Below are 14,467 nucleotides of genomic sequence, written 5' to 3'. Positions count from 1 at the left end.
TTTTTGGATTAGGCCCTGTCAAATTTGAGGTATTGAATTAATTTTGAAAAATACTCCTGACTCCAGATATCGAGAACAGTATGATCGGGAATAAATCTTACAATATCTTCTTTCACACTATGCATATTCACTGTATTTATTTTGTCGTTGGGGCGCTTGTAATCCTTAAGAATGGACAAGGCTATTTGTCGCGTAATAGGTATTTCTGCGTAATTTTCTAAAGCCTGTTTAATATCCATTTTGTTAAATATTTATATAATAACCGGAATTATTCCGATTATTTGCAAATTATTTGACATAATTGTAATTGGCTTTGTTACTTTGTAATATGCTTTCTATTCAACTTGTTTGACTAGCGTTTGGCTGTAAATTTTTTCAAAATAGATTTCCATTTCGCTGTTACACTTTTCGATAAATGTTAGCGGAGTTCTTAAAGGCTGCAACTGATGGATTTTTTGTGGCTTCAATCGCATTTAAAGCAATATTAGATTTTATAAAAAAAGTTTTATAAAATTTCAATTCACCAAAAGTAATGCTTTTTGGTGAATATACTCACCAAAAAGCATTATTTTTGGTGAATATAAAATGGGTTATGATACAGCGATTAATCAAAAATAATTTGGAGCAAGCACTTTTTAAAGGAAAAACTATCCTATTAATTGGTCCGCGGCAAGTAGGTAAAACTACACTGATCAAAGAGATACTCTCTGGTGACGATTATTTGTTTTTGGATGGAGATGATCCCTTGATAAGGACTTATCTAAATAACCCTAATACAAAAGAGATTGAAACAATTATTGGTCAAGCTAAAGTGGTATTTATTGATGAAGCACAGCGCATCGAAAATATTGGTTTAACGGCAAAAATTATACACGATCAATTTAAAGATGTGCAGCTTATTCTAAGCGGATCCTCGGCTCTTGAGCTGAAAACGCATACACATGAACCATTGACAGGACGTAAGAGAGAGTTCAATCTATTTCCTATTTCCTATGCCGAATATGAGAATAATACTGGTTTTCTTAATGCTGCAGGCGATTTGGAAACTAGATTGGTTTATGGATTTTACCCAGAATCGATAACTAGCCGCGGTGAAGAGCGGGAAGTCCTCAATGAGATTTCTCAAAGTTATTTATATCGGGATATTTTAGCCTTGGCGAATATAAAAAAGCCAGAAGTTCTCGAAAAAATCCTTCAAGCTTTGGCTTTTCAAATCGGATCTGAAGTTAGTTATAATGAAATTGCCCAGCTGACAGGAGTTGATAAAAACACCGTGTCTAATTATATCCATCTCTTGGAAATTTCTTACATTATATTTCCCCTGACATCCTTTAGCCGAAACCTGCGTAATGAAATAAAGACAAATCGAAAGATATATTTTTATGACAACGGAATCCGCAATGCTGTGATACAAAACTTTAATCCAATTGAATTAAGAGATGATGTGGGTGCCCTTTGGGAGAACTTTTTGATTTCAGAACGCTTAAAAAATAACAGTTATAGCCGGCATTTTGTTAATAAGTACTTTTGGCGAACAAAACAGCAGCAAGAAATTGATTACGTAGAAGAAGCGGATGGTAAAATAACTGGCTACGAATTTAAATGGAATCCTAAGGCGAAAGCAAAAATACCATCAAATTTTGTAGAAGCATATAGTGCAGATGTTCAGGTAATCTCAAGGGATAATTTTAGAACGTTTATTGGTCTTTGATAGCATTTGAATCATGGTGCTCAGGCTTCTGTTTTAATCTCTTTTATTCAACTTGTTCGAGCAGCTGTTGGCTGTAAATTTTCTCAAAATAGATTTCCATCTCATTGTTGCATTTTTCGATAAATGTTTTTGTGCGTTGTTGCAATTCTATGATTGTTAGTGGATCTCCTTTGTAATTTGCATTATGTCTAAATTCCTGCTGTGCTTCCGTAATATTCTTAAAAGCGGCGAAATGTTCCTCATGGTCAAGGCAGAATGTTGCGTAGGCATCAGGGACTATCAATTTGCAGAGTGTCATTAGAAAAGTCAGGTTGACACGTTGCGGTTTGTATTGGATGACGGAATTGATTACCCCGAGACAAGCCTGCTCCAACGCTTGCGATAGCATATAATATGAGGCCTCGATGCTTATTGACGACCAGTCTTCCTCGTAGGGTAAATATAATGTGCGCGCATTATTATAGCGTGTCTTCCACTGTTGATGTACATAATCCAGATTAAGCTGTGGGGCAACGATACTTTCCAGATCGATATTTGCTATTGATGGATTCTGAAACCAGATGTCACCAGCTTTCAGGAGCGAAAGAAAAAAGGGATGACCCTTTGAAAGCTGTTTGCTGAAAGTGGTGGTGTTTTCAGGGGCGAGCGTAAGCGATACATTGTTGGGGAGCAAATCCGTTATGAGCTGCGTTATATTATTGATCTCGGCGCTTAAAATATCATAAGCGACAAAAATATAGTAGGCATGCGTGATACAATCATTTTTTGCTCTTCGGAGCGCATTCTGATAGTTGTGATGATCAGAATCATAACCGAAACATACTACCAGCGCAGGAGTGCAATAGCGCTCTATAGCATTTAAAATGAGGTCTCGATAATTGGCGTTACAATAGTTTTGTTTGTATATTTCATTGTTATTTTTGCAATTTTCGACTTCGTTGTTAGCTGCTGGGACTGGGTTAAGTTTTGACTTAATTTCTTCGAATAAAAGATTGGAATAATCGTAGATCCAGTTTAACGTGTTTATTAAAATTTGATAGCCTGTTTCTAATACAGCTTCATCGATAAAATAGTCTTGATTATAACGATAACCAATATAAGCTTCATCGATTTTAGCTAAGGCTTGTTTTTCTTCTTTGTTGTCGATTAGTCTCGCCAGTTTGGAGTCAAAAGTTTTAAGGTAGCCCATACTACCTGTAAGCGAATGTGATTTTCGATCATCATTTAAAAGGATATGTTCTGCGGTTTTCAAGGATAGTTCGATGGCCTGATGTAGCATAAAGGCTGCGTGTGCATAATTTTTATGCTCGAAATAGAAATTGTAGCCATCTATAAAAGATCGAATCTTGCCCTTTTCCTTATCGATATATGTTCGTGTTTTTTCGATAATCTCCATAGCTGTATAATTCGGAAAGATCAGTGGGATTTCTTGCACCGGATTTTGATAAACGCGATTTTCAGGCTGGTAGATAAGATAAGTGCGAGCCTGTCCGAGATCCAGTTGTTTTTGTGCTTCGTGCGTAAGGCACACTTTGATATATAAGTCTGATGGGCGGTTTTTGACGATTTTGTTAATCAGGCTACGGGGATCCGAATGTCGCATTCCTGTATTTGATGCTATATTAATCTGTAGCATCTGATACTTTTTACTATCGTGGTCAAAAGTCCAATGGTAGATTTCATCGACAGCAACGGCACGAAGGATTGCCTCGATAATAGGGTTAATATCGGTGTTCATAATATGGATTGAATAAATGGGCTTTATATTTCTGTTTCTAGAAGAGCTGTTTGTTTTTGATTGAGAGATTCTATCTCTTCAGAAAAAGCTGTTAAATAGGCGAGTTCTATTATTTTGATCATAGTCTGGTAAATTCGTGTACTGTAGTCTGAATAGGCGCCGGTATATCGGTTTTTGGCGAGGCCATAGTTGATCCATTCATACAAGATTTCATTCCATTCTTGTTGATCGTATGTTTTAACTGTTGCCAATAGTGCTGACAATGGATTGTCTAGTTCTTCATTCGATACATAATAAAGTATAATCTCCGCTTTTGCATGCCTAATCAAAACTGATTGGCATTCGGGCAATATCGAAAATGAATTGTCCATACCGATTGGTAGATTAGAGGATTCCTCAGATTTATTGGATAACATCTCCAATAAGGCGTAAAGACAGGCATAGTTAAAGAGTAGATTTGCCCCCGAAAATTTACTGTTTTCATGATCAGCAGACCAGAATTCTTTTTCGTCGATGACCGTTTGGTACCAATATCGGATATCTTCTCGCCAGCCATTTAGATCGTCTCTATCAAAGAAATCTTTTAATGCTGAGATGGAATAAGATTGGGAAGCAAGCCATTCAGGCGATATGATGCGTTTTTTTGGGTGAAGTATTTCGTCTTCTGTTTCGTCCAAAGATTGCTGGGGTTGGCGCTGCTCATCTGCAATGTCTTCTTGATTTTCTTTAACATAGTCTGGAAGTATTTTATTTTCATAGATCTTTCCGAGAGAAGCCGCTAGACACAGTAAGAATTCTTTTACAGCAAGTATTTCATGACCGTTATTGCCTAAAAAGCCGTTATCTCTGTCTCCTAAACTTATCCATAAATCATCAAGAATGTCGTACCATTGTTGTAAAGACTCATATGAAAAAAAACGGCTAATGCTGTCTGCTGCAGTATCAATATTACGTGCCGATGAGCCTGTTGCTAATAGCTGACTCCAGTGGTCTGAAACGCCTTTGTTGAACTTCAGGGGTTGTTCTATTGTTTTTAGGTTACATTTCCTAAAAATGACATATGCCAATTCTACCTGTTCAATTAATTTTTTGGTAAGATATCCGATAGAGGAACGCGGTGGGTTCATCTTTGCGTTTGAAGCCGCGTTGATTAGCATATTTAGGTCTGCTAACCAGTCAGGTATGGATGTTTCGCTTTCAAAAAACTCTATAAGATACTTCATCGGGTCATCGATGTATTCTTGGGTTAAATAGCGAAAATGTTTCGCTTTTAGTTTCTTTTGCGTATTTTTCATCAGATTATATTTTTTTAGTTGATGAAACTGCTACTTGGGCATATACCGATCTGTGCACTGATCTAAAGCCTTGTTGGTTTCATAAATTTTTTGGTTTGTAAAGTAGTTTATAATTGTCTTCGTTGACACTAAATTAAGAACTATTTTTCGGTAAAACAAATATTTTATATTAAAATTTTCGGTAATGAGTTCTGTTTTGAAGAGAATTAAGATTGTTGCGGATAGGGAGGGGATGAGTGTTTCAGCTTTTGAAGCTACAATAGGGGCCAGTAAAGGGGTTTTTACTCGTGCGCTTGCCAATGGAACTGATATACAATCTAAATGGCTAATAAATCTTGTTGAAAAATATCCGCAATATTCTTCCGAGTGGTTACTAAAAGGTGAAGGCGAGATGCTAAAGCCTAAGCTCGTATTAAAAGAAGAAGAGGAAACTTATTTAACTCCCGAATTGGAGGGAATTACGAACTCTGTAATCAATAGTTTGAGACAGGTTATAGCTTCACAAAATATCACGATTAAATCTCAAGAGAAGACAATTATGTCTTTGGAGAGATTATTGTCTTCATTGGAGCGGGAGATCGAATCCTTAAAGAATTAGTAAATAATCGACGATTTTTAAAAGGGACCTATAGGTGAATGTAAAGGAACGTGTGCTGCTTATTGCTGAAACCAAAGGGATCAGCAAAACCGAATTTTTCAAAGATGTGCAACTTTCCTATGCAAACTTTAAGGGAGGGCAGAAAAATACTGCACTCAGCTCGGATGCAATGGTAGCTATACTGTCCAAACATCCCGATATTAGTCCAGCTTGGTTACTCATGGGGGAAGGGACTATGATGCGGAAGGATGAGAGGAATGTGGTAAGTGCTCCACCTGCCGAAACAGCTCCTGCCACTGCCGAAGGCCTCGGAATTTATAGGCAGCTGGTCAATGCCTTAGAGCAAACGGTCAAGGCACAGGAAAAAACAATCCAGTCATTGGAAGGACAGGTGAGTTTATTGCAGCGCAAATAGGCATATCGCGTAGTTTAGAAACCAAATAATCTCCTCCTCAAAAAATACCTGATTCCGGTGATTTCATTGGCCTCTTTTTTGTTTTAATTTCGTTATTGCAACGGTGCGTGTTTGGCCGGCAGCCAGTAAGAGTTTCTGTTGCATTTATAGATGTCTCGTTCCCTGCGGTTGATCGCAATGGAGCGGCCACTAGTCCTGTATTTAAAGAATTAATTTTATGTCGAAAAAAGTATTTGTTATATGCTGTCTGCTTTTAGCTTGTTTTGTGCATCATGCAGTGGCACAGCCAGCGGGTCAACGGCCAATGTATACCTCAACATGGGGGCACCTTTACCGTGAAGCAGGAAACAGTAAAGACCTCTTGGGAGTTTTCCCGACCGAGGCTCCTGTCTACCTGCTAGATTCCACCACTACACAGTATAAGGTGCAGGTGAGTAATGGGGATATCGGCTATATTGACCGTCAGCCCTTGAAAAGTGCAATGTCCGGAAAAAGATCCGCCGGCGAGCCAAAGCAATATTTCTATCGTGGAACAACAGATGCCCAATGCCCACATTTCTATGTGCAGGTGTCACAATTGCGCGTGCGTAAGGCTCCTAATACAACAAGTGCCGCTGTGCGTAGGGCAGGGCTCAATGAAATGGTATGTATCGACTATGTGCCGCTCTACACAGATGGATGGGTCTACATCGGAGACCACTTTCATGAAAGTCCGGAGTATATTCAGATGAAATTTTTGGGGTCTGAACTAACATACGACAAGGTGCTAAAAGAATATCTGGCCGTAAAAGGAAAGGACCAGGAGAAAGAGCTGGCAGCAGTTGGCCGCCTGCGTGAGATCGGTTGGACCAAGTATCCCAAATTAAAACAAGCCCTTACCTATTGGAAGGAATCCTATGCCCAAACGGGAATAGTAGATCCCAAAGTTGATATAGACTTTGAATTACTTTTGGCCAATAAATTCCAAAATGAGCTCCAGTCCGAAGTCTATGCCAAGAAACTGAAAGCGCTGAATTTCCATTTCGAATGGAAAGGAGTGTCGTTATCGGACGGTAAAATTACGGATGCGCAGATGAAGCAACTCGCTTTACAACGGGTTTCCGAAATCCCCGATATGCCCGAATGTGGCTGGGAGCCGCGGTACTACTATAAAACGCCGAATATGATCGTTGCCTTCGAAGAAAACTATAAGGGGAAAGTGGTCGGTACGATGTATAAGCTGTTTTTTAGTGATGGCGAAAACATTGTCATGGGCAACGAGCGAATGGATGCCAATTACGCAGAAAAAGACTTTGTAAACCACTTTGGTGAACTGCTTTCGGCAGATTGGATTTCAACACCACATACGTACTATATTCAAAATAGCGATGCCGGGTTATTTATTTTCAGATTTGTTGATGGGAAACTGTTCAGCTATGAGTGCATGTATTATTGTTAATGCTCCGAAATTGTGTCGGGTTCATGTATAGACTTCCAAGCGTTTGAAAATATCGTTCGTTTGTGATGTTAGCAAGGATTTTATTAACGAGTAGGAACAGGGATGCTCAAAAAACAAGGCCCTTTGAAGGGGAATTAAAACTCCGCTTTCAAAGGACCTTTGGATGTTATTGAATTCTTAAATTAGACTACTTGCATTTCAAAGAGTTTTGCAATATGTCCTTTCAATTTTTCTTTCACGTCTTCCATATCGACTTCTTTGCCAAGTTCCCGCTTTAAAGACGTTACATCTTTATCGTCGATACCGCAAGGAATGATATTGCCAAAATAGTCGAGGTCTGTGTTGACATTGAATGCAAAACCATGCATGGTCACCCAGCGTGAAGCGCGAACCCCCATCGCACAGATTTTGCGTGCGGTCGGTTTATCGGGCTCTATCCATACACCGGTAAACCCGGGATATCTCCCGGCTTCGATACCGAAATCAGCGCAGGTTAGTATGATGGCCTCTTCCAGTGTACGCAGATAAAGATGTATATCGGTAAAGAAGTTGTCGAGATCCAGGATCGGGTAACCGACAATCTGTCCCGGACCGTGATAGGTAATGTCGCCACCCCGGTTGATCTTGTAGAATTTGGCCTCTTTCTCTTCGAGCCCTTTTTCATCTAACAGCAAGTATTCTTCGTGCCCGCTTTTCCCCAAGGTATAAACATGGGGATGTGCTGTAAAGATCAAGTAATTCGGGGTACTGGTTGCTGTCGCGTTGACCCTATTGTCGTGCTTAATGTCCAGTACTCCCTTAAAGATGGATTCTTGTCTGTCCCAGGCTTCTTGGTAATCGACAAGACCCCAATCTTGAAACTGCACCTCTTTGTTCATTTCGTGTTTTTTTAAGCTGTGAATGGACATAAGGTCCATTCACAGCATTGTTTGTCAAAATTAATACAATAAGTTATTGTATGGATAACGTTCATTGTGCATCTTCACAATGATATCGTAAAGTTTTTGTTTGAACTCTTCGATATTCGTTTTATTTGTTGCTGACAGAAAGATTGCGGGATCTGAATTTTTTGCCATCCAGGAATTACGGAAATCATCCAACGTTACCTCGATCTCCTCGCCATCGTGTCCTTCTTCGACGGCTGGTTTATAAAGGTCAATTTTGTTAAATACCGTAATCACCGGTTTGTCCAGCGCTTTAAGGTCCTTCAATGTTTCGTTTACCGCCTGGATATGATCTTCAAAATTCGGATGCGAGATGTCTACCACGTGGATCAGGACATCGGCTTCCCGAACTTCATCCAATGTGGATTTGAAACATTCCACCAAGTGATGCGGCAGTTTGCGGATAAAACCAACGGTATCTGAAAGCAAAAAAGGAAGGTTGTCGATAACAACTTTACGTACTGTCGTATCCAATGTAGCGAAAAGTTTATTCTCGATCAGTACATCAGACTTGGAGATCATATTCATGATCGTCGATTTTCCGACATTGGTATAACCTACCAAAGCTACACGGATCATCTCGCCACGGTTTTTTCGTTGCGTCTCGTTTTGCTTGTCGATTGCTTTTAGGCGTTCTTTGAACAAGGAAATTTTGTCCAGGATGATCCGTCTATCGGTCTCGATCTGTGACTCACCCGGACCACGCATACCAATACCCCCGCGCTGACGTTCCAAGTGGGTCCACATACGGGTCAAACGAGGTAAAAGATATTGCAGCTGTGCCAATTCCACCTGTGTCTTCGCCTGTGCTGTTTTGGCATGACGGGCAAAGATGTCCAGGATGAGATTGGAGCGGTCCAATATCTTGCGTTTCAGTTCTTTTTCAATATTGCGCAACTGCGAAGGTGAAAGCTCATCGTCGAAAACAACGATGTCGATTTCCTCGGCTTCGACGTATGCTTTTATTTCTTCCAGCTTTCCACTACCGACAAATGTAGCGCGATCGGGGAAGCCCAGTTTCTGTGTAAACATACCTTTGGTCTCGCCACCGGCAGTCTGCACAAGAAATTCAAGTTCCTCCAAGTATTCCTTTGCTTTTGTCTCCGTCACACTTGGCGTGATGACACTCACCAAGACGGCTGTTTCGGGTTTTATAGCTGTATCGTGTATTTTAAATCTGGCCATTTTGTACTATTAAGTCTTTCAAGTGAAGTCGGCAGGTCATTAAGCTTTGCAATGTGCGCTAGTGTCTACCTCTTGTTATACATTCACTTTTTAATTATTTTCAATGAGCTCGCAAGCCCGGTTTTTGGATGCCGATTATGACATAATTCTCCATTAACCAATAAATTTCCTGTGATTTGCTTACCAGGGCAACTCAAAATATGTAAGCGTTCGGTCGCCATCTTTTGCCTAGTAAAAGAAGGGATATTTTTCTATATCATGTTCATAATGATGCAAAAGTAAATAAATTTGGTTTTATTTACAAAAAAGATAAATTGTCTTCAAGCGCTAATTAAAAACAATTCGCATCCTATTTATGTTGAAGAGCGGCCTTTAGATTCCAACGCGCTCTGTTTATTCCCTTAAACACGTTGTCGATTGATTTGCTGACCCCGTTTTTTATTTCGAAAATGACATGCGGTTAAGAAATCTTATCCCAGGCAATGCCATCGGATTTTCTTGCCAGGAAGCTTCGCAGCAAATGATTCTTTTCACTTTGTAGTGTTGGGTCTTCTTTGAAGATAGCAATGACGGTGTTACGGCATTCGGTAAGCAATGCCTGATCTGTCGCTAGGTTCGCCATCTTGAGGTCAAGTACACCCGACTGTTGCGTGCCTGATATGTCGCCCGGACCACGTAGCTGTAGGTCGACTTCCGCAATCTCAAACCCGTCATTGGTACGCACCATTGTATCCAGCCTTAATCGTCCTTCTTTGCTCAGCTTATTGCCCGACATCAGGATACAGAAAGACTGTTCGGCACCACGGCCTACGCGGCCACGCAATTGGTGCAGCTGGGATAATCCAAAACGTTCGGAATTTTCAATGACCATGACCGAGGCATTGGGAACATTAACTCCAACCTCGATAACGGTGGTGGCAACCATAATCTGCGTTTCATGTTTGACAAATCGTTGCATCTCAAAGTCTTTATCTTTTACGGGCATCTTGCCGTGAACAATACTGATCTTGTATTGTGGTAGTGGAAATTCGCGTTGCAAGTTCTCAAGGCCTGCTTCTAAATAAATCAGATCCAGTTTTTCGCTTTCCTTGATAAGGGGATATACCAAGTAGACCTGCCTGCCTTTGGCGATCTCCTCGCGCATAAAACCAAACATCCGCAAACGCGAACTTTCAAAAAAGTGAACAGTCTTGATTGGTTTACGCCCAGCAGGTAATTCGTCTATCACGGAGATGTCCAAGTCGCCGTACATGGTCATCGCTAGTGTGCGTGGAATAGGTGTGGCTGTCATGACTAACATATGCGGTGGAATGACATTCTTTCGCCAAAGTTTGGCCCGTTGTTCTACGCCAAAGCGATGCTGTTCGTCAATAACGACAAAGCCCAGGTTTTTGAACTGCACCTTATCCTCGATCAGGGCATGGGTGCCAATTAAAATATCCAGGCTGCCATCTTCCAGTGCCTGGTGGATCAAGCGACGTTCCTTCGTGCTTGTGGAGCCTGTAAGTAGCTTGATGTTGACGATGTCATCGCCCACGAGCTGCTTGAGTCCATGATAGTGCTGTGTCGCCAGGATTTCTGTTGGTGCCATCATGCAGGCCTGAAATCCATTGTCGACAGCGAGTAGCATACTCATGAGGGCAACAACTGTTTTGCCGGAGCCAACATCACCCTGCACCAGACGGTTCATCTGCGCGCCTGTATTGGTATCGATACGGATTTCCTTCACAACGCGCTTCTGTGCTCCTGTCAACGGGAACGGAAGGCGCTCATTAAAGAATGTGTTGAATTTTTCACCGACTTTATTGAAGCGCTGGCCTCTAAACTTCTGGGTATTGAGCTGTTTGTTGTTGAGCAGCTTGAGTTGTATAAAGAATAGTTCTTCAAACTTGATGCGTTTGATGGCTTGATTAAGCTCCTTTTGATCGCTTGGAAAATGTATGGATGCGAAAGCCTGCTGTCGCGATATCAGGCCATGTTTAGTGAGAACATCCTGAGGAAGGGATTCGCCTATAGTGCGAAATACGGTTTCCAATGCAGTCTGTTGTAAGCGTTGGATTCCTTTGGTATCCAGATTGAACTTTTTGAGTTTCTCTGTTGATGAATAAACCGGCTGTAAACTCATATTGCCGATCTGTTTTACCTGCGGATTATACAGATCCATTTCGGGATGGGTAATGGATAGCTGACCATTGAATTCGCTTGGCTTGCCATAAATAATATAGGCCGAACCAACTTTCAATGATTTTTGAAGCCATGGAATAGACTGAAACCAGACAAGCTCCATGGAGCCGGTTTCATCTTTGAAAGAACCGACAAGACGTTTCGTTTTCTTCTCGCCCACGAGCTGTAAAGAAACCAGACGGCCCAGAACCTGTGCAGCCATCATATCAGGATGAAGTTTCCGGATTTTATGAAACTCCGTACGGTCGATATAACGGAAAGGATACTGTGTCAATAGATCACCAATGGTAAACACCTGTAGCTCTTTTTTGAGTACATCTGCTTTTTGTGGACCTACACCTTTGAGGTATTCTATGGGGGTAATTAAACTTAATTCAGCCATTCTTCTTGAATGGCTAAATTACGAAAATTTATGCGTTTGTGGAGCCGTTTATTGGCTTGGTATAACTATTTTGAAGCAGGTTCTTCATAGTTAATGTCTGCTTTTCCTTCTTTACAGATCACGCTCAATGGTTTGCGATAAGGTATACAATTTATTCGGGGAGCCATCATAGGCTGGTATATTTCCATCAGTTTGTTGTTGTCATTGATCATATTCTGCAATTTTGTTTTGTCTACGGATTTGTGGTAGGGGAGGTAACTTATTCCGCAGATTGTCCGTATTTCCATCATTTCCCATTCTGTAGCGTCAGTACATGATTTTGGGCTAGCAAAGGCAACGATTTTGCTGTACTTCTCATTGGAAAGCGACTCAAGTTCCTTTTCCGTTTTGTCCTTGTAGGGGTTTTCTAAATGTGATTCCGATTTACAGACAACAAATAACATGGAACATGCTAAGAGGGTGGTTATACCCAAAATGGAAAGATTTTTCATAATATTCTTCTTGGTTTTTTAACTAAACGGGTAATTTTTGATCTTTGCTACAGGAGGTCTCTATTAAGTTTTTGTTAAGCGAACTTGGAGTATGTCGCAGTAGCCGTGAGAAGAGAAGAGAAGAGAAGAGAAGAGAAGAGAAGAGAAGAGAAGAGAAGAGAAGAGAAGAGAAGAGAAGAGAAGAGAAGAGAAGAGAAGAGAAGAGAAGAGAAGAGAAGAGAAGAGAAGAGAAGAGAAGAGAAGAGAAGAGAAGAGAAGAGAAGAGAAGAGAAGAGAAGAGAAGAGAAGAGACTTGGTTAAAGCTGGAGGATAGATATTAATTGCATAAAAACAGGGCTGTCCAATCGTTTTGGACAGCCCCGTTTAAGATTTATTTCGGATCATTTCTCGATTAGAAATTACCCTTATTTACATCCCACCAAAGTCTGGTACCGCCGTTGTCAGGTCCGCCCAACAAGGAGATTGCAGATTGTACTTCGGCTGCATTTGTATTGTATTCATTTTGTGGGAACGGTAAACGGCGGATCTGTATTTTAGTATCGATCAGTCCACCGCTATTGTTGACAACAACTGGGAATAGACGTGGATATCCTGTACGGCGGAATTCACTCCAAGCCTCTTGTCCTTCAGGGAAGATCGCCAACCATTTTTGTGTGATAATACGTTCCAATTTTTCTTCGTTGGTAGCGCCCTCATTCCATTTGATTGTAAGAGCACTTGGTGATTCTGCATTATTCTTCGCATTGAACGGATCCTCGTAAGCTGCTGCCTTACTTGTATTATCATTTAGGTAAGTGCTTAAACCAGAAGTTACACCCCATTGCGTAAAGGAAGTTTCCACTCCTTTTTCATAAAGTGATTGCGCTGTTCCGCCAGCATTGTTCCAACCTCTCAATGCCGCTTCGGCACGTAGGAAGTAAACCTCAGCAGCAGTCATTAATATCGGTGCTGTTGTCGCTACGAAAGTAGGCGTTGTACCTTCGGTATTCAAAGCGGATAGTTTTTGGTATTTATCCTTTTCGATACCATCAGCACCCGTACGGATTCCAATGTATTTACCGGCGAAAGCTGTTGTGGTTGCATCTTTAATGACAGGTGCCATGTATTTGGAGATACGCGGGTCATTCAATCCTGTCATATAAGACGAAAGCGTCGCATTGATGCGGGTATCGGCCCAGTTTTTGGAAATAAACCAAAGTGGATTGCTGTAGGTTCCATCTGCAGGTACAGTGATCTTGAAGTTTTCGCTATTGCTTTCCAAGACACCACCATTTGCCGGATCCAATGCTTTCTCAGCCTGTGTTTTCGCTAACGTTGCATCGATTTTAACCAAACGCATCGCTAAACGAAGGCGCAATGAATTGGCAATTTTCAACCAATTTTTAAATCTGACCTGATTATCTGTATTCGGAAATACAAGATCGATCTGGTCAATTTTGGCAGCCATTGGACTATCTGCTTTGTACGATTTCAATGCTGTTACAGCCTCATCAAGCTCTTTGAAGAAAGCAGCATATACATCGGATTGTTTGTCGTATGGAACAGTATTGGAGGTGCCTACTTTACTATATGGGATAGGACCATAGATATCTGTCACCCGGCTGGCAGCTTCTACTTTGATTACCAAAGCCGAACCCCATAATGCAGGATAGGTTTCTGCAAGTCCATTGCTTTTTAATTTTTCAATGGATTTGATGACATTCAGATAGAGTACTTTAAACGGTTCTCCATTCCAGCCGTTCACCATGGCATAATTCAGGTTGTTCTGTCCACTATTAAAAGGCGTAGGAGACATGAAGAAACCTGAAAATACATCCGCGTTCAGATTCTGTTGTACTTGATAAGAGTTGGGATCGCCTGCGCCTGAGAAATTGTAGATAGACATCTGTGCATTTCGCAAGAAAATGACAAGATCTTGGCCATCACCTTTTAAATCCTCATCCGTAACGCCAATGTTATTTTTGTTATAGTCCTCAAAATTCTTGGTGCAACTACTTAAGGTGCCGCCAAGCATTAAAAAAGCGAGTGAGAACTTGGATATGTTTTTTATGTTAAATTTCATCTTTTAATCGTTTGTATTTTAAGA

The 14,467-nt window shown here is 40.8% G+C and carries 13 protein-coding genes; 5 read left to right on the top strand and 8 right to left on the bottom strand.

Features of this window, described 5'->3' with window-relative positions; all coding sequences use genetic code 11:
- Nucleotides 1-8: 8 nt before the first annotated feature.
- Nucleotides 9-239: a hypothetical protein gene (locus tag K2F45_RS25890; RefSeq protein ID WP_248932693.1), complete on the bottom strand. Its 231-nt coding sequence runs from the start codon at nucleotides 237-239 to the stop codon at nucleotides 9-11.
- Nucleotides 240-592: 353 nt separating this feature from the next.
- Between K2F45_RS25890 and K2F45_RS25885 the strand changes: the two genes are divergently transcribed.
- Nucleotides 593-1,711, top strand: a complete 1,119-nt coding sequence (locus K2F45_RS25885; protein WP_248932692.1) for an ATP-binding protein — start codon at nucleotides 593-595, stop codon at nucleotides 1,709-1,711.
- A 43-nt stretch (nucleotides 1,712-1,754) separates the two neighbouring features.
- Here the strand turns inward: K2F45_RS25885 and K2F45_RS25880 are convergent, their stop codons facing one another.
- Both K2F45_RS25880 and K2F45_RS25875 read right to left on the bottom strand, forming a co-directional pair.
- Nucleotides 1,755-3,449, bottom strand: a complete 1,695-nt coding sequence (locus K2F45_RS25880; protein ID WP_248932691.1) for a HEPN domain-containing protein — start codon at nucleotides 3,447-3,449, stop codon at nucleotides 1,755-1,757.
- A 23-nt stretch (nucleotides 3,450-3,472) separates the two neighbouring features.
- Nucleotides 3,473-4,744: a hypothetical protein gene (locus K2F45_RS25875; protein WP_248932690.1), complete on the bottom strand. Its 1,272-nt coding sequence runs from the start codon at nucleotides 4,742-4,744 to the stop codon at nucleotides 3,473-3,475.
- A gap of 184 nt (nucleotides 4,745-4,928) precedes the next feature.
- Between K2F45_RS25875 and K2F45_RS25870 the strand changes: the two genes are divergently transcribed.
- The 3 genes from K2F45_RS25870 (at nucleotide 4,929) to K2F45_RS25860 (ending at nucleotide 7,195) form a co-directional block, all read left to right on the top strand.
- A complete protein-coding gene (locus K2F45_RS25870; protein WP_075994502.1) occupies nucleotides 4,929-5,342 on the top strand; it encodes a hypothetical protein in 414 nt (137 codons plus the stop codon).
- Between the two features lie 34 nt (nucleotides 5,343-5,376).
- Nucleotides 5,377-5,757, top strand: coding sequence for a hypothetical protein (locus tag K2F45_RS25865; protein WP_201667079.1), 381 nt, complete (start codon nucleotides 5,377-5,379; stop codon nucleotides 5,755-5,757).
- A gap of 217 nt (nucleotides 5,758-5,974) precedes the next feature.
- Nucleotides 5,975-7,195, top strand: coding sequence for an SH3 domain-containing protein (locus K2F45_RS25860; RefSeq protein ID WP_248932689.1), 1,221 nt, complete (start codon nucleotides 5,975-5,977; stop codon nucleotides 7,193-7,195).
- Nucleotides 7,196-7,377: 182 nt separating this feature from the next.
- Here the strand turns inward: K2F45_RS25860 and lipB are convergent, their stop codons facing one another.
- From lipB to K2F45_RS25840, 4 genes are all read right to left on the bottom strand, one after another.
- The gene (lipB, locus tag K2F45_RS25855) at nucleotides 7,378-8,073 is read right to left on the bottom strand and encodes a lipoyl(octanoyl) transferase LipB (RefSeq protein ID WP_075995011.1); all 696 of its coding nucleotides are present in this window, start codon (nucleotides 8,071-8,073) and stop codon (nucleotides 7,378-7,380) included.
- Nucleotides 8,074-8,133: 60 nt separating this feature from the next.
- Entirely contained in the window at nucleotides 8,134-9,324 is a 1,191-nt protein-coding gene (gene hflX / locus K2F45_RS25850) for a GTPase HflX (protein ID WP_075994499.1), read from the bottom strand.
- 460 nt (nucleotides 9,325-9,784) lie between these two features.
- Nucleotides 9,785-11,890 carry an ATP-dependent DNA helicase RecG gene (recG, locus tag K2F45_RS25845; protein ID WP_248932688.1) on the bottom strand — a complete coding sequence of 702 codons (2,106 nt, stop codon included), beginning with the start codon at nucleotides 11,888-11,890 and terminating at the stop codon, nucleotides 9,785-9,787.
- A 65-nt stretch (nucleotides 11,891-11,955) separates the two neighbouring features.
- Entirely contained in the window at nucleotides 11,956-12,381 is a 426-nt protein-coding gene (locus K2F45_RS25840; protein ID WP_248932687.1) for a hypothetical protein, read from the bottom strand.
- Between the two features lie 105 nt (nucleotides 12,382-12,486).
- On the opposite strand from K2F45_RS25840, the gene K2F45_RS25835 reads away from it, so the two are divergent.
- Nucleotides 12,487-12,681 (top strand): hypothetical protein, encoded by a 195-nt coding sequence (locus K2F45_RS25835; RefSeq protein ID WP_248932686.1) that lies wholly within the window; start codon nucleotides 12,487-12,489, stop codon nucleotides 12,679-12,681.
- A 91-nt stretch (nucleotides 12,682-12,772) separates the two neighbouring features.
- On the opposite strand, the gene K2F45_RS25830 is transcribed toward K2F45_RS25835, so the two are convergent.
- Nucleotides 12,773-14,443, bottom strand: coding sequence for a RagB/SusD family nutrient uptake outer membrane protein (locus K2F45_RS25830; protein WP_248932685.1), 1,671 nt, complete (start codon nucleotides 14,441-14,443; stop codon nucleotides 12,773-12,775).
- Nucleotides 14,444-14,467 lie beyond the last annotated feature (24 nt).

Source organism: Sphingobacterium siyangense (assembly GCF_023277505.1).
GTDB classification, from domain to species: domain Bacteria; phylum Bacteroidota; class Bacteroidia; order Sphingobacteriales; family Sphingobacteriaceae; genus Sphingobacterium; species Sphingobacterium siyangense.
The sequence above is the reverse complement of the archived record's forward strand: the minus strand, read 5'-3'. Positions and strand labels throughout refer to the sequence as shown.